Below are 19,225 nucleotides of genomic sequence, written 5' to 3' on the forward strand. Positions count from 1 at the left end.
CGACCGAGCCGTCGCCCTGGGACGATGGCGGGGTGCTGCCGAGCGTTCTGATGATCCGGCCGGGATTCGCGATCCCGGCCGGCGAGCTCACGTGGCGCTACTCGCGATCCGCGGGGCCGGGTGGGCAGTCGGTGAACACCTCGGACAGCCGCGTGGAGCTTTCGTTCGATCTCGCCCGCGCACCGTCCGTGCCCGAGCGGATGCGAGCCAGGGCGCTGGCGCGGCTGGAGGGTCGCCTGGTCGGCGGGGTCCTGACCCTGGCCGCGTCCGAGCATCGCTCGCAGCTACGGAACCGTGAGGCCGCGGCGGCACGGCTGGCCGACGTCCTGCGGGAGGCCACGGCACCTCCACCGCGGCCACGGCGGCCGACCAGCCCCACCCGTGGTTCGGTCGAGCGGCGGCTGGCCGGCAAGAAGCGCCGCAGCGAGATCAAAAAGGATCGAGGCGGGGGCCGGCGCGGGCCGGACGAATGATCGGCCAGATTCCGAGCTCCGGGCTGTGGGCGTGCCTGCTACCGGGCAGCAGTTGATCCTCAACTCCTGCGGGTGGCCAAGCGACCCTGCGCAGGGCGCTCGGCTCAGGCCGAGCCGGATCCGGTGTCCTCCGCTGCTCCCTGCCTGCCTCGCTGGCGGGGAAGCTTCTCCTTGGCTCCCTTCGCCCCCTTGGCCGGCGCAGCCGCGCTCACACTCGCGGCCGCGGCCTCCTCGGCGCCGCGCTCGGCGGTGGCCAGAGTGCCCGCCGCCGGGTCACCGGCCGCCTCGCCGCGGTTCGTCAGATCCCCGCGCGGCCGGCCGAACTCGCCGTTCTCCACGTTCGCCCGCATCCTGCGCAGGCTCTTCGAGAGGAGCACGAAGAGCCCTGCTGACGCGAGGATCAGCACGAAGACCACGAGGGCGCCGCTGGTGCCCGTGCCTATCTCGGCGGCGAGCCGCACCCCGCCGGATGTGTCATCCACTGACCAGCACCTCCTGTAGTCAAGAGTCTTTCAGCTGACGGTCCGCGGCCAGCGATGCCGCGGTGCCGAGACAACGGCGGAAAAGGCTCTCAGCGGATTCCGTTGAACAGATCGTCTTCGGGTAGTACGCCCACCTCGATCAGGGACCGGGCGAGCTGGTAGTCCTCGGTGGGCCAGGCGTCGCGCTGCAGGGTGAGCGGCACCCGGAACCACGGCCCGTCCGGGTCGACCTGGGTCGCATGCGCGAGCAGGGCGCGGTCCCGGACCTCGAACCAGTCCTCGCAGCGAACCCGGGTGGTCAACCGGCCGGTGTCCTCCGCCCGGTCGATCCACTCGTCCAGCCGCTTCCCGTAGGGCGACTCCAGGCCCGCGGCGCGCATCCCCTCGTGCAGGGCGAGGATGCGGTCCTTGTGGAAGGTCAGGTGGTAGTAGAGCTTCAGCGGCTGCCACGGCGCAAGGCCGAGCTCGACGCCAACCTCGGGATAGCGGGAGGGGTCACCGGCGGCCTCGAACGCCTCCACGCTGATCTGGTGGGTCATGATGTGATCCGGATGCGGGTAGCCGCCGTTCTCGTCGTAGGTCGTGACGACCTGCGGGCGGAACTGGCGGATCAGGCGCACCAGCGGGCGGGCGGCGTCCGCGAGGGGCTGCGTGGCGAAGGTCCCCTCGGGCAGTGGCGGCAGCGGGTCACCTTCGGGCAGGCCCGAGTCGATGAACCCCAGCCACTCCTGCTGCACTCCGAGTATCTTCCGTGCCCGTTCCATCTCCTCGCGCCGGACCTCTGGCATCCGCGCGAGGACCTCGGGTGAATCCATTGCCGGATTGAGGATGCTGCCCGCCTCACCGCCGGTACACGTGACCACCAGCACCTCGACGCCCTCGTGGGCATAGCGGGCCATCGTCGCCGCGCCCTTGCTGGACTCGTCATCGGGATGCGCGTGGACGGCCATGAGCCGCAGACCACGCTCCTGTTCGGCCGGGAGCATGCAGCCCATTGTGGCTGACGTCCGGAGCGGGCCGGGCCGGCCGGCGCCCGCGCGGCGGCCACCTGGGCCGCCGCAGCGCAGCCCTCGGGGGCCCTCAACCGCCTGGCTCCGCACCAACCGGGGCGGTCGACCGCCCCGGGAACGAGGGACAGGCCGGCACAAACGAGACCCAGCTCACTCTTGATCTGGAAAAGTCACCGAGCGGCGTGGCACAATACACCGTCCGCACACGCTCCAAAGACGCCGGTTCACCGGTCTGCGGGCGGACGGTCTCTGGCAGGTGGCGTCGTCTGCAAACCGACATCGTCGTCGGGCCCACCTTTGAGGGATCATCGGCCCGTGACCACGGCGGGAAGTCGTCATGACGACCTCGCACTGTGGGAACCGACGTCGAGGGCGGCCCGGACCACCCGCTCGCACTGAAGCGGCAACAGCGAAGCAGCAACAGCACTGAAGCAGCGACCAGCACTGAACTGAACCAGCAACAGCCCCGTGGCGCCTGCCGTGAGCGGGCCCCACCCGGGCGCGCCGCCGGGAGCCTCGGCTCCCTCCGATAGACTCAGAACTTTGGTATTCCTCGAGGAGCGTGACGCGTGACGCAGCAGACCTGGCTCACCCAGGAGGCCTACGACCGACTTCGCTCCGAGCTCGAGTACCTCACGGGCACCTGGCGTACGGAGATCGCCACGAAGATCGAGGCCGCCCGTGAGGAAGGCGACCTGAAGGAGAACGGTGGCTATCACGCGGCCAAGGAGGAGCAGGGCAAGCAGGAGGCCCGGATCCGCCAGTTGATGGACCTGCTCCGCGACGCACGGGTCGGCGACACCTCGCGCGGCGTGTCCGGTGAGGCCGGGCCCGGGATGATCGTCGAGATCCGGTTCCCCGGTGAGAAGGAGACCGAGAAGTTCCTCATCGGCTCACGCGAGGATCACAGCACGAGCATCGAGGTGTTCTCTCCCGCGTCTCCCCTCGGCGGCGCCGTCACCGGCCACAAGGCCGGCGAGACGGTGAACTACACGTTGCCGAACGGCCGTTCGGCCGCGGTGGAGATCGTCGCGGTGTCGCCGTACGCGGGCTGAGCAGCCCAGCGGGGCCGCACCCGCGGCGCCCTGCCTGCGGTGACGCACCTGCCATGGGGTGACGCACCTGCCATGGGGTGCGGTCGACCGACGGGAACGGACCGGCGGGGCGGCGCGACTACGCCATAAGCGGACGACATCCCATGCCGCTGCGCGCGGGCCGGTGTGGACGTACCGTCAGCTGGTGGCAGATCCGCCGGCTCCGCACAGTCCGTCCACACCTCCCACGAAGCACATCGCCGCCCCCGCGGCGGCACCGACGGCGAGCGCCCCCTCGGCATCCGGGCCTCCGCCAGCCGCTATCACCCTTGCTGACCTGCGCCTTTCCGGCCATCGTCACCGGTCGGTGCGGGCCGAGCTGCGGGAGAACCTGCTTGCGCGGATGCGGTCGGACGAGCCCCGGTTCCCGGGCATCGTCGGCTTCGACGACACCGTTCTCCCGCAGGTCGAGCGGGCCCTGCTCGCCGGGCACGACATCGTGTTCCTGGGCGAGCGCGGCCAGGGCAAGACCCGTCTGATCCGGACGCTCGTCGGCCTGCTCGACGAGTGGTCGCCCGCCGTCGCCGGCTGCGAGATCAACGATCACCCCTACGCTCCGGTCTGCGGCCGGTGCCGCCTGCTGCTCGCCGAGGTCGGCGAGCAGCTGCCCGTGACCTGGCGGCACCGCTCCGAGCGGTTCGGGGAGAAGCTGGCGACCCCCGACACCAGCGTCGGTGACCTGATCGGCGACGTCGACCCGGTCAAGGTCGCCGAGGGCCGCACCCTCGGCGACCCCGAAACCGTGCACTACGGGCTGGTGCCGCGGACCAACCGCGGCATCTTCAGCGTGAACGAGCTGCCCGACCTCGCCGAGCGCATCCAGGTGGCGCTGCTCAACGTGCTGGAGGAGCGCGACATCCAGGTCCGCGGCTACATGCTGCGGCTACCGCTGGACCTGCTGCTGGTCGCCTCCGCGAACCCGGAGGACTACACCAACCGCGGCCGCATCATCACCCCGCTCAAGGACCGTTTCGGTGCCGAGGTCCGCACCCACTACCCGCTGCGGCTGGACGACGAGCTGAGCCTCATCCGCCAGGAGGCCGTGATCTCCTGGGCCGACGCGCCGCTGGGCACCCCCGAGCTTCCCGACCATCTCATCGAGGTGGTGGCCCGCTTCACCCGGCTTGTCCGCGACGCGCCGCAGGTCGACCAGCGCTCCGGTGTCTCGGCCCGGCTCGCGGTCGCGGCGGCCGAGACGGTGGCTGCCTCCGCCGTTCGGCGGGCGGCGCTGACCGGCGAGGACAGCGCGACCGCGCGGGTCGTCGACCTCGCCGCGATCGTGCCGGCGGTCCGCGGCAAGGTCGAGTTCGACCAGCTGGAGGAGGGCCGGGAGGACGAGGTCCTGGCGCTGATGTTGCGCCGGGCCATCGCGGAGACCTTCCGCGCGAAGCTCGCCGGGACCGACCTCTCCGGCCTGCAGGACCGCTTCGAGCGCGACGGTGCCGTGGAGACCGGCGATCTCGTCCCGGCCGCCGAGCTGCTGCGCCGGATCGGGCCGGTACCAGGCCTGTCAGCGATCCTCACCCGCCTGGACGTCGACGGAGCGGAGTCGCCGGGCCTGGCCGCCGCGGCGCTGGAGCTCGCGATGGAGGGCCTGCACCTCAACCGGCGCCTCGCCAAGGAGGAACTGCCCGGGCGGACGGTGTACGGCGGCTGACCGTCGGCACGGTTCGTCCGGTCGGGCGGTTCGTCCCGTCGGGCGGTTCGCCCGGCCACGCGCGACTCGCCCGACCACAAACAGAATCACGCGGCAGGCCACCAGGAGGCACCGGTGAGCTCCGGACAGTTCCGATACGGCCCCTGGGACGGCGGGCCCGACCCGCTGGCGTCCCCCTTCTCCGCAACCGACGCCGTCGACGAGATGTCCCACCAGATCCTGGAGGGACGTACGCCGCGGGAGGCCCTGGACACCCTGTTGCGCCGGGGCATGCCGGGCCGCCGCGGCCTGGACGACCTGCGCCGCGCGATCGAGCGCCGCCGCCGCGAGGCCCGTTCCCGCGGCCGGCTCGACGGCACCCTCGACGAGGTCCGCCGTCTGCTCGACACGGCCATCGGCCAGGAGCGGGCCGCGTTGTTCCCCGACCCCGGCGACGAGGCGCGGCTGCGGGAGGCGGAGCTGGACGCGCTGCCGTCCGATCCCGCCCGCGCGGTGCGGGAGCTCGCCGACTACGACTGGCGCTCGCAGCAGGCCCGCGAGACCTACGACCAGATCTCCGACCTGTTGCGCCGCGAGGTGCTCGACGCGCAGTTCCGCGGGATGAAGCAGGCGTTGCAGGGCGCCACCCCGGATGACCTGGCCCGCGTGCGCGAGATGGTCCGCGATCTCAACGACCTGTTGGAGGCGGACGCCCGGGGCGAGGAGACCGGGGCCCGCTTCGAGGAGTTCATGCGCAGGCACGGCGAGTTCTTCCCGGAGAACCCCCGCGACCTCGAGGAGCTTGTCGACTCGCTGGCCCGGCGGGCCGCCGCGGCCCAGCGGCTGCTGGCCGGCCTCACCCCGGCGCAACGCCAGGAGCTGGCCGATCTGATGGCGACCGCGATGGAGGACCTGGGCCTGTCCGGCGAGATGTCCCGGCTGTCGCGGGCGCTGCAGTCAGCCCGCCCGGACCTGGACTGGGGTGGGCGGGGACGCGGCCGCGGGCGGGCTCGTGGGCGCTTTCCGGAGGCGATGACCGGGGACGAGCCGCTCGGCTTCGGGGACGCCACGAGCGCGCTGGAGGAGCTCGCCGAACTCGACGAGCTCGCGGCGGCGCTCAGCCAGGACTACCCGGGTGCCTCCCTAGAGGACGTCGACCCGGAAGCCGTCGAGCGGGCGCTGGGCCGCACCGCCGTCGATGACCTGCGCCAGCTCCAGCAGATCGAGCGTGAGCTGGAGCGACAGGGCTTCATCACCCGCCGCGCGGGCACGCTGGAGCTCACGCCGCGGGCGGTGCGGCGCATCGGCGACGCGGCGCTGGCCCGCATCTTCCGCGACGTCGCCGCGCGCGGGCGCGGTGATCACACGAACACCGACGCCGGTTCCGCCGGTGATCTGCTCGGTACCTCCCGGCGCTGGCAGTTCGGCGACACCCAGCCGATCGACGTGGTCCGCACCGTCCGCAACGCGGTGCTGCGGGCGGGGCCGCCCGGCCCGGGCCGCCGGGTGCGGCTTTCCGTCGACGACTTCGAGGTCGCCGAGACCGAGCGGCGCACCAGCGCGGCGGTCTGCCTGCTGGTGGACCTGTCGTACTCGATGGCCCTGCGCGGCACCTGGGGGGTGGCGAAGTCGACGGCACTCGCGCTGCACTCGCTTGTCACCACCCGTTTCCCCCAGGACAAGGTGCACATCATCGGCTTCTCCGACTACGCGCGGGAGCTTCGCCCCGTAGAGCTGGCGGGGCTGGACTCGGAGATGGTGCAGGGCACCAACCTGCAGCACGCGCTGCTGATCGCGGGCCGGCTGCTGCGCCGGTATCCGGAGGCCGAGCCGGTGATCATGGTGGTCACGGACGGCGAGCCCACCGCCCACCTGCAGCGGGACGGTTCGTCCTCGTTCTCCTGGCCACCCATGCCCGAGACCCTGGAGCTGACGCTCGCCGAGGTCGAGCGGCTGACCCGCCGCGGCGTGACGATCAACGTCTTCATGCTGGACGACGAGCCCCGGCTGGTCCGGTTCGTCGAGGAGATGGCCCAGCGCAACGGCGGTCGGGTGCTCTCACCGGACCCGGCCACCCTCGGCAGTTACGTCATCCGGGACTACCTGCGTGCCCGGGGGGCCCGCCGGGTGGCTCGCTGAGAGACCGACCGCCAACTGCAGGCACTGTCAGTTAACTAGCTGCTACCGTGCGCCGTCGTGGTGACAGAGTGCGAGCGCGACGAGGACCACGACGGAGGCCGCGAACAAGGCCGCGAACAGGGCCACGGAGCCGATCGGCACCGACCGTCGACGGACCGGCCACGGCGGACGAGCCGGCTGCGGCGGACGAACCAGCCACGGTCGGCAGATCCAGCCCGGGCGACAGGCCGACCGGCGTCGCGGTGGCGTGGACGACGGCACCTCGCCGGAGCCGTGGCCGCGGCCGCCGCGCTCTGCGCCCTCATACCGGGCACTCTCCTGCCGGCGCTTCCGACGCTGGCCTCCGCGGCGACGGGTGGCGACCACAGCCCGGTGCAGTCACTGCGGTCCGCCCTCAGCCGGGAGCTGCCTGGGCCGTTCGCGGGCCCCTACTCCGAACCGCTGAGCCGCCCGTACGCGAAGCCGATGTCCGCTCCCGTCGCCCGGACCGATCTCGAGCAGGCGCGGATCTCCGCGTACTGGTCGGCGCAGCGGCGCAGCCGCGCCCAGGTCGCGGACGCGGCCGGTCGGGACGGCCGACCAGTGCCGAAGCGGCTCGACGGGCCCACCGGGACCGATCAGACCCTCGAGGCCACCAGCCCACCGCCGCCGAGCACCGGGTCTCCGTACGCCTACGGCGGACTGGTGACGAAGACCGTCGGCCGCCTGTTCACCACGATCAACGACGTCGACTACGCCTGCTCGGCCACGGTCGTGACGAGCACGGGACGCGACCTCGCGGTGACCGCCGGGCACTGCCTGCACGAGGGCAGCGGCGGTGCCTTCGCGACCAACGTGGCCTTCATGCCCGGCTACTCCGACGGCTCCCTGCCCTTCGGGCTCTGGGCCGCCCGGCTGATCACCGTGACGCCGGGCTGGGGCCTGCGGGGCGACTTCGACTACGACACCGGCTTCATCCTGTTCAACACGCGCGCCGGGCAGCACATCGAGGATGTCGTCGGCGGCGAGAAGATCGCCTTCAACCAGCCCCGGACGCTCGCCCAGTACGCCTTCGGCTACCCCCGGCTCGGGAAGTACACCGGCGAGGAGCTGATCTACTGTGCCGGGCCGTCCAGCGACGACCCCTATGGCACCACCTCGATGGGCCTGGCCTGTGACATGACCGGCGGGGCCAGCGGTGGCCCGCTGTTCACCGGGCTCGGCCGGGCCGGGCCCGGCGCCGGCTGGGTCGACAGCGTCGTCAGCTACGCCTACGCCTCGGACCCGGAGACCATCTACGGCACCTACTTCGGCCGCGCGATCGAGCTGCTCTACTACCAGTCGAACGACCTTTGACACCGGCCTTTGACACCGACCTCCGCCACCGACTGCTGTCACCAGCCGAACGGCCGGTCGGGACTACCAGTCGAGCCACCGCCGGCGCGGCGCCGCCCGGTGGACCGGCCGGCCGCGGCCGCCCGATACGGTCTGGCCATGCCGCATTCAGGCAGCTACGGACTCTTCCTGACCCTGCACGTACTCTCCGCGTTCCTCCTGGTCGGCCCGCTCTGCATGACGACCGCGACGGCGCCCTGGCTGGTCCACGCCGGCCCGGCCGGCCTGTCCAGGCTGCGGGCGGCCGCCCGCACCACCTGGTACCTCCCGCCCGCGACCATTCTGGTCGCCCTGTTCGGGCTGGTGATCATTCACCGGGGACCGTTCGGCAGCCTTCGCCGGATCAGTGATCCGTGGCTGCTGACATCCGGCCTGCTGTGGATCACAGCCGTCGTGATCAGCATGGCCGTGATCTCCAGGGGCCTGCGGCGGGCCGTCCACGACATCGAGCGTGGCGGCGACGCGCGCCGCCAGCTCCCGGCGATCACGATCGGCGCCGCCGCCACGGTCACCTGCTGGGTCGTGATCATCTGCCTCATGGTGATGAAGCCGGGTTACTGAGCCCTTTCCGCCGCTGACTCGGCGCACGGCATACCCGACCGCGGGCGGTGAGCGGGAAAGGGCTCACTGCACCGCCGCACGCAGGGACTCGCCGTGGTGGGTGACGTCGTCGACCCGGTCGAGAAGCCGCGCCCAGATCTCGCGGGGCAGATCATGTGCCATCCCGTCGATCTCCAGGAGCTCCGCGGACGGAACGGTGGCCGCCGTGAGCCGCCCGCCGCGCACCGGGATCAGCGGATCGTGCGTTCCGTGCACCACGAGCGTCGGCACCCGCAGGCCGCGCAGCGCCGCGGAGCGGTCCGCCGCGACCAGGATCGCCGCCAGCTGACGCGCCACCCCGGCGGGGTTCTGCCGACGTTCCCAGAGCTGCTTCGACCGGCTGTGCAGCCACGGGACGTCGACCGCGAACTCCGGCGAGCCGATCACCCGCGCGGACTCCTCCGCCCTGGCGATGAACTCGTCCAGGCTGGTCGGGCTTGGCCGTAGCAGCAGCTCGACGGCCTCGTCCGACGGCTTGACACTGTGATCGCCGGGGTGGGACATCACGGAGGTGAGGCTGCGCACCCGGTCCGGGCTGTTCAGCGCCAGCAGCTGCGCGACCATCCCGCCGAGCGAGACGCCGAACACGTGGGCGGACTCGACGCCGAGGGCGTCCAGCAGCCCGATGGTGTCGGCGGCCATGTCCTCGAGGCCGTAGGGCGCGAGCGCGGCCTGGCCGGACACGATCCCCAGCAGGTCGGGCGGGCCGTGCCAGTCCAGATGGGTGGAATGCCCGACATCGCGGTTGTCGAAGGTGATCACGTGGTAACCACGCCGGACCATGCTCGCCACGAGGTCGGGATGCCAGCCGACGAGATGCTGCCCGAGCCCGCCCACCAGCAGCAGCGGGAGGCCGTCCGGATCACCGTGCGTCTCGACGGCCAGCTCGATGCCGTTGGCCGGAACGATTCTCATGACCCGGGACGGTAGCGACAGTCCCACCCGTTCGTCAGTACACGGCTACGCATTCGGTTCCAGCTCACCGTCGCACCGGCGGCGGTGTGTACAGGTGGCGGTGTGTACAGGCGGCGGTGTACGTCCGCCGGTGCGGGGCCTGACCGGGTTCGTCCCGGCCATCTTGTGCGGTACCAGCCCACCCGCGTGTGTCCAGGCCCGTCGAGCGGCGCATCCGCCGCACTTCAACTACGTTCTGTAGTGAATCTTTTCCTTTCCGTAGCAGACGCCGGACGGTTACGCGTGGTATTTCCTACGATCGAGTTCGCCGCGTTCCTGGTGATCGTCATGGCCGTCTCCTGGCTGCTCATGCCGGTTCCGGCGCTGTGGAAACCGTTCATCCTGGCCGCCTCGTACTTCTTCTATTCCTATGCGGACGCCCGCTTCGTCCTGTTGATCGTTTCCTCGACGCTGATCAACCAGCTCGCCGCCGTGGCGATCGGGCGCTGGCGCGACCGACGGATCCTGATCGCCGCGATCGTCTGCGATCTCGGACTGCTGGGCTGGTTCAAGTACTACGGCTTCTTCGCGCTGTCCGTGGACCGGGCCCTGCAGGACGTCGGCCTGCCCGCGCCGCTGCCGCTGCTGCAGGTGGCGCTGCCCATCGGCATCTCCTTCTTCACGTTCCAGGCCCTCTCCTACGTGATCGACGTCTGGCGCGGCGACATCCGGCCCGTCTCGCTGATCGACTTCGCCGTGTACGAGGCCTTCTTCCCCCACCTGGTCGCCGGGCCGATCGTGCGCGCGAGCGAGTTCACCCCCCAGCTCGCCACCCCACGCGACCCGAGCCAGGTCCAGGTGACCCGGGCGATCTTCCTCATCGGCGGCGGCCTGGTGAAGAAGGTCGTCCTGGCCGACCTGCTGGCCACCCGGATCGTGGACCCGGTCTTCGACGCCCCGGGCCAGCATTCGTCCGGCGAGATCGCGGTGGCCGTCTACGGGTACGCCGTGCAGATCTACTGCGACTTCTCCGCGTACTCCGACATCGCGATCGGCGTCGCCCTGCTGCTGGGCTTCCGGTTCCCCGACAACTTCGACCGCCCCTACGCTGCCGTCAGCCTGCAGGACTTCTGGCGCCGCTGGCACATGACCCTGTCCCGCTGGCTGCGCGACTACGTCTACCTGCCACTCGGCGGCAACCGCCGCGGGCGCCGCCGGACCTACCTCAACCTGATGATCACCATGGTTCTCGGCGGTCTGTGGCACGGCGCGGCGTGGACGTTCGTCATCTGGGGCGCGCTGCACGGCGGCGTCCTCGCCGGCGAGCGCGCCTGGCGCGCGCACCGCGGAGGGCCGGGCGGACGTCCCGGGCGCGGGCCCACCGGGACCACCGGGCCCAGGCACCGCGCTGGCGGAACGGGCGGTGCCGGCGGAACGGTGGTGCTGCCGCGGCCCAAGCACCCCGAGCTGGCAGACCCCGGCTTTGCGCCGTCACACAACCCCGGCTTTGCGCCGTCACACCCCCTGCCCGCGCCGACGCCGTCGCGGGAGGAGCTACCGGGAACAGGCATGGCCCCGACCGGACCCCGCGAACCCGGGCTGGCCGCAGGGGCGGCCGTGCTCGCGACGGCGGCCCCGCCGATCGCTGCGACGACCCCGATGCGCGGCCCGACGAACCTCCCCCGGGTCTGGCTCGGACGGATCCTCGTCTTTCACTTCGTCTGCGCGGCCTGGGTCCTGTTCCGGTCCCCCGACCTCGGCACCGCGGCCGAGATCTTCGGCCGGCTGTTCACCGCCGGCGGGCCCTCTCCCCTGGTGACGACGACCGTGCTGGTCGCGATCGCGGCGGGGCTGGGCGCCGCCGCGGTGCCCGGCTGGTGGTGGGTGCGCGCCCAGGGCCTGTTCGCCGCCCGACGCCTCGGCACCCAGATCATCCTGGTGGTCACCTTCCTGCTGGTGATCTACGCCTTCGTCGGCCAGCAGGACGTCGCCCCGTTCATCTACTTCCGGTTCTGAGCAGCTCGGCGAGTGGACGGGCGAACCGGGCCATCGGCGAGGATGGCCCGGTTGCCGGCTGGCCTGGGTCAGTGGCCCAGCTGCGGGTCGCTGATCGAGGACGAGCCGTCCTCCAGGTGCCCCGCGAACCCGCGCACCCAGGTGGTGCCCGGCACGGTGACGGTCAGGTCGTACCAGCCGCCACTGCCACGGGTGTCGATCGTGATCTTCTTGTTGCCCTTCGCCTGGGAAACCCCGCCCTGGTAGGCGCTCTCCACCTCGACGTTGACGCCCTTCGGCGCGTCGATGGACAGCTGCAGCGTCTTCGAGCGTCCCGAGCGTGCCACGGTGACGGTGACGGTGTCCGACCCGGCCGTGCCGGCGTACCGCCGGAAGAATCCGTTCGGGCCATGCAGGTGGATGTCGTAGTCGCCGCTGACCGGCCACTCCGCGCGCAGACGGTCCCCGGCGCCGACGGTGTAGCTGTGCGGCGCACCGACGGGGGCGAGCAGCCGGGCCTGGAAGTGCGCACCGAGCGACCCACGGTTGTCGAGCTCGACGGAGATCACCGGCTTCTTCGCCGTGCTCTTCTCCGTGGCGTCGAGGTAGTACGGCGTCGGGCGGGCCGGCCGGGTGCCGGACTCCTGCTTCGGCATCTGGCCCACCGCCGGCACGGTCGGGCGGTAGGTGGGGTGGCGCAGCCGGTCGGCCGGCGCCCACGCGGTGGTGTCGGGCAGCCGAGGGTTACCGGCATCACGGGAGAAGTCGAATGCCGAGGTGAGGTCGCCGCACACCGCCCGCCGCCACGGCGTGATGTTGGGCTCCTTGATCCGGAAGCGCTTCTCCAGGAACTGGATGATCGAGGTGTGGTCGAACGTCTCCGAGGAGACCCAGCCACCGACGCTCCACGGCGAGACCGCGAAGAACGGCACCCGGGGCCCGAGCCCGTAATGGCCGTCACCGAGCGGTCCGGTGTAGAACTCGTTGTCCGTCCGGACTGTGCTCGCACCCGGGATCAGCGGGTTGTTGACGTGCGGCGGGACAAGGTGGTCGAAGAAGCCGTCGTTCTCGTCGTAGGTGATGAGCAGGACGGTCTTGCTCCACACCTCCGGGTTGGCGGTCAGCGCGTCGAGAACCTTGGCGATGTACCAGGCGCCGTAGTTCGTCGGCCAGTTCGAGTGCTCGCTGAACGTCTCGGGTGCGACGACCCAGCTGACACTCGGCAGCTGGTTCTTCGCGACGTCGGCGCGAAGCAGCTCGAAGTAGTCCTGGCCATCCCGGTTCTTCGTGCCCCGGCGAGCCTTCTCGTACAGCGCGTCGCCCGGCACCGCGTTGCGGTAGCTGTTGAAGTAGAGCAGCGAGTTGTCGCCGTAGTTGCCGATGTACGGGTCGCTGGTCCAGCCCCAGGAACCGGCGTCGTCAAGCCCGGTTCCCTCGTCCTGGTAGATCTTCCAGCTGACGCCCGCGGCCTCGAGCCGCTCCGGATACGTCTTCCAGTCGTAGCCGAGCTCGTCGTTGTAGAGGACGGGCCCGCCGCCCTTGCCGTCGTTGCCTGTCCAGCCCGACCACATGTAGTAGCGGTTGGGGTCGGTGTTGCCGATGAACGAGCAGTAGTAGGCGTCGCAGACCGTGAAGGCATCCGCCAGGGCGTAGTGGAAGGACGCGTCCTGCCGCTGGAGGTAGGCCATGGTGGCGGTGCCCTTGGCCGGCACCCACTGGTCGTAGACGCCCTTGTTGAGCGCCTTCTGGCCGTCGGTCCAGCTGTGCGGAAGCCCGGTGAGGAAGGCCGCGCCGAGGTCGGCGGCGTCAGGGTGGAAGGGCAGGAGCTCGCCGGTGCCGTTCGGCTGGCTCCAGACATCCTTGCCGCTGGGAAGGATGGCCGGATGCGGGTCACCGAAGCCCCGGACGCCGCGCAGCGCGCCGAAGTAGTGGTCGAAGGAGCGGTTCTCCTGCATGAGGACGACGACATGCTCGACGTCCCGGATGGTCCCGGTCCGGCGATTCGCGGGGATCGCGGCGGCGCGCGCGATGCTCTGGTCGAGCGCGGTCAGTGCGGCGGCGCCGCCGGCCAGGGTCACAAACCGGCGACGATCGAGGTCGACCATGGGGCTCCTTGCCCGAGAAAGTGTGATCCGAGGAGTGCGGGTCGGCCAAGATTTGCGCACCGTCACAACCGGCGGGCGTCTCGCATGTGACCAGCGAGCGAAGCCTTTTCGCCCACCGGATACCAGAAGGTCAGCTGGCGGACTTCCCACCCGTTTCCGCGCGCCCGAGTTCAGACCGGGGCTACCGCCAGGCCTTCGACAGCTCCTTTCCAAGCCCCCCGGACGGAGCGTGGGCCAAACGGCAGAACCAGCGATCATCACTTAAGGTAAGCATCCGAATACATATGCCGTTGATCGCGGGGAGTGCTCATGACGCAGCGCGACGAGCCGACGGCCTCGACGCCATCCGCGCCTGCCCCACGCCGCAACCCGGATCGGACGGCACCCACCCCACCCGGCCCGGGAGCGACCGCCCCTCGCGCCAACAGCGCACCGGCCACCGCGACACCTGCGGCCTCGGCTACCCAGGCGGCTTCGGCAAACCCGGAAGCGCCAGCAAACCCGGCGGCGTCAGCAAACCCAGCGGCACCCGCAGCCCCGGCACCGGCACCGGCAGCCCCGGCACCCGCAGCCCCATCGGCGTCGGCAACCCCGGCGGCACTCGGAGCCCCGGCGACCGCCAGCCGGCTTCCGGCCAGTCCGGCCACTGCGGGCCCGGCGGCGCCACGACCGCCGGCCACTGAACCGCCGGCGGCCGGGCCCGAGCCGTCGGCGCCATCGGTGCCCACCATGTCCGCGCGCCGGGCGCTGCTGCTGGTGGCAGCGTGCCTCGGGCTGCTTGCCGTGCTGCGGTCCGCGGCGATGGTGCACGCCGGCGAGGGGATGCCCCCGGGCACCACCCGAGAGCTCGTCCTCGGAGTCGCCCGCCCGCTGGACCGGATCACCGCCACGCTCAGGCTCAACCAGCCCGACCGGCTCCTGACGACCGCGTTCGGGCACCCCGACCCGACCGGCGCGAAGGCGGACAGTTCCGAGCTCGCCTCAGCCGCCGCGCTGGCCGAGCCGGGGGCGACCGGCGGCCAGGACCGGGCTCCCCGGCGCCGGGAGAACGTCGTCGCGGCGGCGCCCCTGCGGACGCCGACCGCGACCAACCCGCTGCGGGTCCTGGTCACGGGCGATTCGCTGACCGAGTCGCTGGGCCCGACCATCACCAACACCGAGCCGGCGACGATCCACGCCGAGACCGACACCCGCTTCGGCACCGGGCTGGTACGACCGGACTTCTTCGACTGGGCGACCCACGCCCGGCTCCAGATCACCGGGCGCAACCCGGAGGCGATCGTCGTGATCATGGGTGGCAACGACGGCCAGGGCATCACCCAGCCCGACGGCACGATCCTGCCTGCGGGCTCGGACGAGTGGGCGGCCGAGTACCGCCGCCGGGCGATCGTCCTGATGCGGATCTGGTCGGACGGCGGCAGCAGGCGCGTCTTCTGGCTGAGCCTGCCGCCGGCCCGGTCCGGCACCCTCAACGGATATTTCGCCCGCATGAACGAGGCGACCCAGGCCGCCGCCGAACGGGTTCCCGGTGCACGCTTCCTGGACCTTCGCCCGATGCTCTCCAACGCCGGCCAGTACACCGACTACCTGACCGACAGCAGCGGGCGTTCCGTGCTCATCCGCACCAGAGACGGGGTGCACCTGACGCTCGACGGAGCCCGCCTGGCCGCCGCTCCGGTGCTTCAGACCCTGGCCCAGGAGTGGCACCTGCACTGACTCTGCCGGCTGGTCGGATGGTCGGCCGGCAGAGTCAGCCGGTCGGCACTGCCGGTGAACCGGTCAGCTCGGGCGGAACCCGAAGCCGGGCCCGTCGAGATCGCCCCTGGCCGCGGTCACCACCGCGAGCGCCCGTGCGGTCAGCTCCAGAACACCCTGTCCGGGCCCGGCCGGGCCCGGAACCGCCGTCGGCGCCGCCGCGGCGGCCAGGAAGTCGTCCACCAGCACAATCAGCTGGTCGGGCAGCGCATGGTCAGCGACGCGGGGTGGGCGGGCCCCGGGAGGCGCACCGCTGCCCGCCTGCCGGCCGAGCAGCGCGAGCTCGTCGATCAGGGAACGGAGCCGGTCGGCTCTCGTCTCACCGCTGGTGATCCGCACATCCCAGGCGGAACCCGTCCAGCCCCGCGCCCTGGAGACCAGGAGGCTGGCCTGCCGGTTGACCTCGCGGAGCGAATCCGACATCCGAGCAGGATACCTGCCGAGGCACTCGCCACGTCTTGCCCGAGCGAACGGCGAGGCGCACGCTCGGCACATGTACCGCTGACACACCGCAAGTCCTCTGGAGGCGCGCATGTCGCTGTATCGCTCCCCGCTGTACCGCTCCCCGCAGACACACCGGGGTCTCATCGACCGCATGCCCAAGGCCACCGGCCATGATCTCCGGCACTGGCTGGCCTGCCTCAACGAAGGGCCGGGTCTGCTGCGCTTCTCGGAACGCGTGGGCTGGTTGAGGGACATCCACGGCGTGCCGCACCGGTACGCGGCCGCCGTGGTGCACGAGGCAGATCTGCGTAGGCACGCGATCCAGGTCTGAAGCGAGAATGATCCGGTGGACCTTGACGCCGCCCGTGCCTTCATCCGCGATCATCACCGTGCCGTACTGGCCACGACCCGCCGCGACGGCACTCCCCAGCTGTCCCCGGTCCTCGTCGGTGTCGACACCGACGGGGCCCTGGTGATCAGCACCCGGACAACGGCGCTGAAGACGGCGAACATCGAACGCGATCCCCGGGTGTACCTCTGCGTCCTGGCCGATGGTTTCTTCGGGCCATGGGTGCAGATCGGCGGCACCGCGCAGATCATCCGGCTGCCCGAGGCCCACGACGCTCTGGTCTCCTACTACCGACAGATCTCCGGTGAGCACCCGGACTGGGCGGACTACCGCGCCGCGATGGAGCGGGAGCAGCGCTGCGTGATCAAGGTGACGCCCGCTGCGGCCGGCCCGCAACGCTCCGGGTGACAGCCGAGACGCCCGCGGCCCGCCCTGCCGTCAGCCGCGGACGTCTCCCCGCCGGTCCGTCCCGCACCTGCACGCTGCTCCCCCGCCGGTGTCGACCCGCGTCGGTGTCGCTACTGGCGGAGCTTGGAGAGCAGCCGCAGCAGCTCCAGGTACACCCACACGAAGCCGACGAGCAGGCCGAAGGCTGCACGCCAGGCCTCCTCGCGCGGCGCACCGCTGGCGACAGCCCGCTCGATGTAGTCGAAGTCCAGGATGAACTGCAGGCTGGCCACCGCCAGCACCACGATGCTGAACAGGATGCCCAGCGGCGACGGGTCGTTGATCACGGGAAGGTGGCTGCCGGTGAAGAGCCGGATGCCGAGGTCGACAAGCCCCAGCAGCACGACGGCGAGCAGCGTGCCCGTGACGATCCTGGCCATCCTCGGGGTGGCCCGCAGACGGCGGCTGCGGTAGGCGACCAGCATGACGACGAACACCAACGCCGTGCCGAGCAGAGCCTGCAGGACGATTCCGGAGAAGGCCGTCTCGTAGTACCGCGAGACGATGCCGACGGCCAGACCCTCCAGCCCGGCGAACACGACCACCAGCGGCGGGCTGATCCGCTCCCGCATGGAGATCACGAAGCTCAGGGCGAGGGCGGCGACGAAGGCACCGATCGCGAGGCCCGGCGAGTCGGGTGCGACGTACCAGCCGAGGCCCGCGAGGACCAACATGACCGCGAACACGCCGAGCGTGTGCATGATCACGTCGTCGTAGGTCAGCCTCTCCCGCACGGGAGCCGGCGGTGGGTAGCCGGGCTGGCCGGGGGCCGGTGGCCACCCGCCAGGCTGCCAGGAGCCCTCCGGAGGCGCCGGTGGGCGGCCCTGCCCGAACCCTGTTCGGGTGAACGCCGGGTTGGACGAACGTAGCTCTGCCATCGGCTTGGACCTCCCCAGCCTGCCCGCGCGGACAGGTCGCCACACGACGATCACACAGTACAACGCCCACGGGGGCCGGCCGGGTTCCGCGCTTGCGGCAATGAGTGACATCCGTGCTGCGGCGAGCAATCCAGGAGAGGTGCCGCCGGGCAGCGGGGCCGGACTAGACATTTGGGGCAGAAGAGGACGCGGCCAAGCCGGCCGAGAGATCAGCTCGGCGAGATCAGCTCGACCGCAATCCAGATCCAGAGCTTCGCTGTTCAGACAAAGGTCTCTCGGGCACTGCCCGTACCCGTTCGACCGCCGACCTCAGGGGCAATACGAGGCGGCCGGTCGACATTGAAAGGTGCCGGTGGTCGGAGTCGAACCGACACTCGAGCTGTTTTTAGGACAGCCTCCTCTACCTGTTGGGATACACCGGCTCGTGCACATCGCTGATGTTTCTACCACGCTACGTAGGGTCTGGGAATAACGCATCGCAGGAAAAGTCGCCCGGACCGGCCGACCCGGACGAATTCGTGACTCCTGGTGACGACCAAGGCACGCGTACCGCCATCCCACGGCAAGGGGTCACATCTCGGTTCGGATCCGGAATGATCCGCTACCAGGACGCGTCAGGAGGACCGGCCTTGATCACCTATAGCCGATCACCAGCGAAGACAAGATCAAGAATACCGAAGAGTCCGAAGCGCCCGACGTCCGCCTCGCGCAATGTCGCCAGCGCAACATCACGGGTGCCGCGGCCTGCCTGCCGGCCCGGATCCGTCGACGCCGCACCGGCGGCGGCCGCCCACGGGCAGCACCCGTCGGCCCTGGGCCGCCCTCGGCAGCAGCCCCGGCAACCGTCGGGCCAGCCAGGCGGTCGACCTGCCGAAGCGGGGCGGCGGTGCCGCGCAGCAGCGGCGGCCCGGCCGGAGGCGGCGGCGCCTCGCTGACCGGGCAGCGGCGGCGGCAGACACGGAACGTCACGAGCCATGCCGCGGCAGCCATGCGGCCTGACGGGTCGCAACGGCGCAGTGTCCGCCACTGCGTCCCGGCGATCGCGCGGAAAGCGCACCCGACCCCGACCAGAAATCGGCAGGCTGCCCACCATGGCCGTCCAACACCCGCCGCAACCCACATTGCGCACGTTCTCGGCCAGCGATCCGCAGCACACTGAAACCCCGATTTCCACGGCGGCGGCGCGGCCAGAACGAAGACGGCGGTCAGCTCACATTGCATTTGTTCCGCCAGGCCTTCCGGCACCGACCGGAACTCCTGACGGACGCCTCCGGCGGGACTGCGGAATCGGGCTGGAAATTCGGCCCGAAAGCCCCGCGCCGACACGCCGCACCGTTCCCCGCGGGCGCGGCCCCGAAGAACCGCCGCGACACCGCGACCCGCCTGCCGCCCGCTCGACGCCGTCCGCTCGGCGGCATGGCCCCCCGCCACAACCGACTGAAACCCGCCGGCTGTGAACGAACGAGCAACGGAGCAGCAACGCCTTCCGCCCGGACTGCCGGCCGGAAGGCCGCACGGCCCGGCGCCCGAGAGCATCCGGCCGCACGGGC

17 protein-coding genes and 1 tRNA gene are annotated in these 19,225 nt (G+C 71.2%); 11 read left to right on the forward strand and 7 right to left on the reverse strand.

The window, feature by feature from the left end:
- The first annotated feature begins 50 nt into the window (after positions 1 to 50).
- On the forward strand, positions 51 to 473 hold the full coding sequence (gene arfB / locus ACG83_RS07225) for an alternative ribosome rescue aminoacyl-tRNA hydrolase ArfB (protein ID WP_054565500.1): 423 nt from the start codon (positions 51 to 53) through the stop codon (positions 471 to 473).
- Between the two features lie 104 nt (positions 474 to 577).
- Here arfB and ACG83_RS07230 read toward each other — a convergent pair whose 3' ends face one another.
- Together ACG83_RS07230 and mca are read right to left on the reverse strand one after the other, a co-directional pair.
- Entirely contained in the window at positions 578 to 955 is a 378-nt protein-coding gene (locus tag ACG83_RS07230) for a hypothetical protein (RefSeq protein ID WP_054565228.1), read from the reverse strand.
- Between the two features lie 89 nt (positions 956 to 1,044).
- A complete protein-coding gene (mca, locus tag ACG83_RS07235) occupies positions 1,045 to 1,950 on the reverse strand; it encodes a mycothiol conjugate amidase Mca (RefSeq protein ID WP_054565229.1) in 906 nt (301 codons plus the stop codon).
- 584 nt (positions 1,951 to 2,534) lie between these two features.
- Between mca and greA the strand changes: the two genes are divergently transcribed.
- From greA to ACG83_RS07260, 5 genes are all read left to right on the forward strand, one after another.
- Positions 2,535 to 3,020, forward strand: a complete 486-nt coding sequence (greA, locus tag ACG83_RS07240; RefSeq protein WP_054565230.1) for a transcription elongation factor GreA — start codon at positions 2,535 to 2,537, stop codon at positions 3,018 to 3,020.
- A 184-nt stretch (positions 3,021 to 3,204) separates the two neighbouring features.
- Positions 3,205 to 4,716: a hypothetical protein gene (locus ACG83_RS07245; RefSeq protein ID WP_054565501.1), complete on the forward strand. Its 1,512-nt coding sequence runs from the start codon at positions 3,205 to 3,207 to the stop codon at positions 4,714 to 4,716.
- 114 nt (positions 4,717 to 4,830) lie between these two features.
- Entirely contained in the window at positions 4,831 to 6,834 is a 2,004-nt protein-coding gene (locus tag ACG83_RS07250; protein ID WP_054565231.1) for a VWA domain-containing protein, read from the forward strand.
- 273 nt (positions 6,835 to 7,107) lie between these two features.
- On the forward strand, positions 7,108 to 8,169 hold the full coding sequence (locus tag ACG83_RS07255; RefSeq protein ID WP_235497716.1) for a serine protease: 1,062 nt from the start codon (positions 7,108 to 7,110) through the stop codon (positions 8,167 to 8,169).
- 138 nt (positions 8,170 to 8,307) lie between these two features.
- Positions 8,308 to 8,769, forward strand: a complete 462-nt coding sequence (locus tag ACG83_RS07260) for a hypothetical protein (protein WP_054565502.1) — start codon at positions 8,308 to 8,310, stop codon at positions 8,767 to 8,769.
- Between the two features lie 63 nt (positions 8,770 to 8,832).
- Here the strand turns inward: ACG83_RS07260 and ACG83_RS07265 are convergent, their stop codons facing one another.
- The gene (locus ACG83_RS07265) at positions 8,833 to 9,723 is read right to left on the reverse strand and encodes an alpha/beta fold hydrolase (RefSeq protein ID WP_054565233.1); all 891 of its coding nucleotides are present in this window, start codon (positions 9,721 to 9,723) and stop codon (positions 8,833 to 8,835) included.
- A 282-nt stretch (positions 9,724 to 10,005) separates the two neighbouring features.
- On the opposite strand from ACG83_RS07265, the gene ACG83_RS07270 reads away from it, so the two are divergent.
- On the forward strand, positions 10,006 to 11,718 hold the full coding sequence (locus tag ACG83_RS07270; protein ID WP_054565234.1) for an MBOAT family protein: 1,713 nt from the start codon (positions 10,006 to 10,008) through the stop codon (positions 11,716 to 11,718).
- Positions 11,719 to 11,786: 68 nt separating this feature from the next.
- Here the strand turns inward: ACG83_RS07270 and ACG83_RS07275 are convergent, their stop codons facing one another.
- Positions 11,787 to 13,802 carry a phosphocholine-specific phospholipase C gene (locus tag ACG83_RS07275; RefSeq protein ID WP_054565235.1) on the reverse strand — a complete coding sequence of 672 codons (2,016 nt, stop codon included), beginning with the start codon at positions 13,800 to 13,802 and terminating at the stop codon, positions 11,787 to 11,789.
- A gap of 284 nt (positions 13,803 to 14,086) precedes the next feature.
- Here ACG83_RS07275 and ACG83_RS07280 point away from each other — a divergent pair, with 284 nt between their 5' ends.
- Both ACG83_RS07280 and ACG83_RS07285 read left to right on the forward strand, forming a co-directional pair.
- Complete coding sequence (locus ACG83_RS07280) at positions 14,087 to 14,485, forward strand: hypothetical protein (protein WP_054565236.1); 399 nt, start codon at positions 14,087 to 14,089, stop codon at positions 14,483 to 14,485.
- Between the two features lie 46 nt (positions 14,486 to 14,531).
- Entirely contained in the window at positions 14,532 to 15,518 is a 987-nt protein-coding gene (locus ACG83_RS07285; protein WP_054565237.1) for a DUF459 domain-containing protein, read from the forward strand.
- 63 nt (positions 15,519 to 15,581) lie between these two features.
- Here the strand turns inward: ACG83_RS07285 and ACG83_RS07290 are convergent, their stop codons facing one another.
- On the reverse strand, positions 15,582 to 15,980 hold the full coding sequence (locus ACG83_RS07290) for a hypothetical protein (protein WP_054565238.1): 399 nt from the start codon (positions 15,978 to 15,980) through the stop codon (positions 15,582 to 15,584).
- Positions 15,981 to 16,089: 109 nt separating this feature from the next.
- On the opposite strand from ACG83_RS07290, the gene ACG83_RS07295 reads away from it, so the two are divergent.
- The gene (locus ACG83_RS07295) at positions 16,090 to 16,332 is read left to right on the forward strand and encodes a DUF4287 domain-containing protein (RefSeq protein WP_054565239.1); all 243 of its coding nucleotides are present in this window, start codon (positions 16,090 to 16,092) and stop codon (positions 16,330 to 16,332) included.
- A 15-nt stretch (positions 16,333 to 16,347) separates the two neighbouring features.
- On the forward strand, positions 16,348 to 16,758 hold the full coding sequence (locus tag ACG83_RS07300) for a PPOX class F420-dependent oxidoreductase (RefSeq protein ID WP_054565240.1): 411 nt from the start codon (positions 16,348 to 16,350) through the stop codon (positions 16,756 to 16,758).
- 110 nt (positions 16,759 to 16,868) lie between these two features.
- On the opposite strand, the gene ACG83_RS07305 is transcribed toward ACG83_RS07300, so the two are convergent.
- The gene (locus ACG83_RS07305) at positions 16,869 to 17,675 is read right to left on the reverse strand and encodes a Bax inhibitor-1/YccA family protein (protein ID WP_054565241.1); all 807 of its coding nucleotides are present in this window, start codon (positions 17,673 to 17,675) and stop codon (positions 16,869 to 16,871) included.
- A 347-nt stretch (positions 17,676 to 18,022) separates the two neighbouring features.
- Positions 18,023 to 18,097 (reverse strand) — tRNA-Leu (locus ACG83_RS07310).
- Positions 18,098 to 19,225: the final 1,128 nt, after the last annotated feature.

The organism is Frankia sp. R43 (assembly GCF_001306465.1).
Lineage (GTDB): Bacteria > Actinomycetota > Actinomycetes > Frankiales > Frankiaceae > Parafrankia > Parafrankia irregularis.

Excerpts from the sequence above, each read along its gene's own strand:
- mca (WP_054565229.1), bottom strand. The coding sequence starts at position 1,950 with ATGGGCTGCATGCTCCCGGCCGAACAGGAGCGTGGTCTGCGGCTCATG.
- ACG83_RS07285 (WP_054565237.1), top strand. The coding sequence starts at position 14,532 with ATGTCCGCGCGCCGGGCGCTGCTGCTGGTGGCAGCGTGCCTCGGGCTG.
- ACG83_RS07260 (WP_054565502.1), top strand. The coding sequence starts at position 8,308 with ATGCCGCATTCAGGCAGCTACGGACTCTTCCTGACCCTGCACGTACTC.
- ACG83_RS07275 (WP_054565235.1), bottom strand. The coding sequence starts at position 13,802 with ATGGTCGACCTCGATCGTCGCCGGTTTGTGACCCTGGCCGGCGGCGCC.
- ACG83_RS07295 (WP_054565239.1), top strand. The coding sequence starts at position 16,090 with ATGTCGCTGTATCGCTCCCCGCTGTACCGCTCCCCGCAGACACACCGG.
- ACG83_RS07265 (WP_054565233.1), bottom strand. The coding sequence starts at position 9,723 with ATGAGAATCGTTCCGGCCAACGGCATCGAGCTGGCCGTCGAGACGCAC.
- ACG83_RS07290 (WP_054565238.1), bottom strand. The coding sequence starts at position 15,980 with ATGTCGGATTCGCTCCGCGAGGTCAACCGGCAGGCCAGCCTCCTGGTC.
- ACG83_RS07305 (WP_054565241.1), bottom strand. The coding sequence starts at position 17,675 with ATGGCAGAGCTACGTTCGTCCAACCCGGCGTTCACCCGAACAGGGTTC.
- arfB (WP_054565500.1), top strand. The coding sequence starts at position 51 with ATGATCCGGCCGGGATTCGCGATCCCGGCCGGCGAGCTCACGTGGCGC.
- ACG83_RS07280 (WP_054565236.1), top strand. The coding sequence starts at position 14,087 with ATGCCGTTGATCGCGGGGAGTGCTCATGACGCAGCGCGACGAGCCGAC.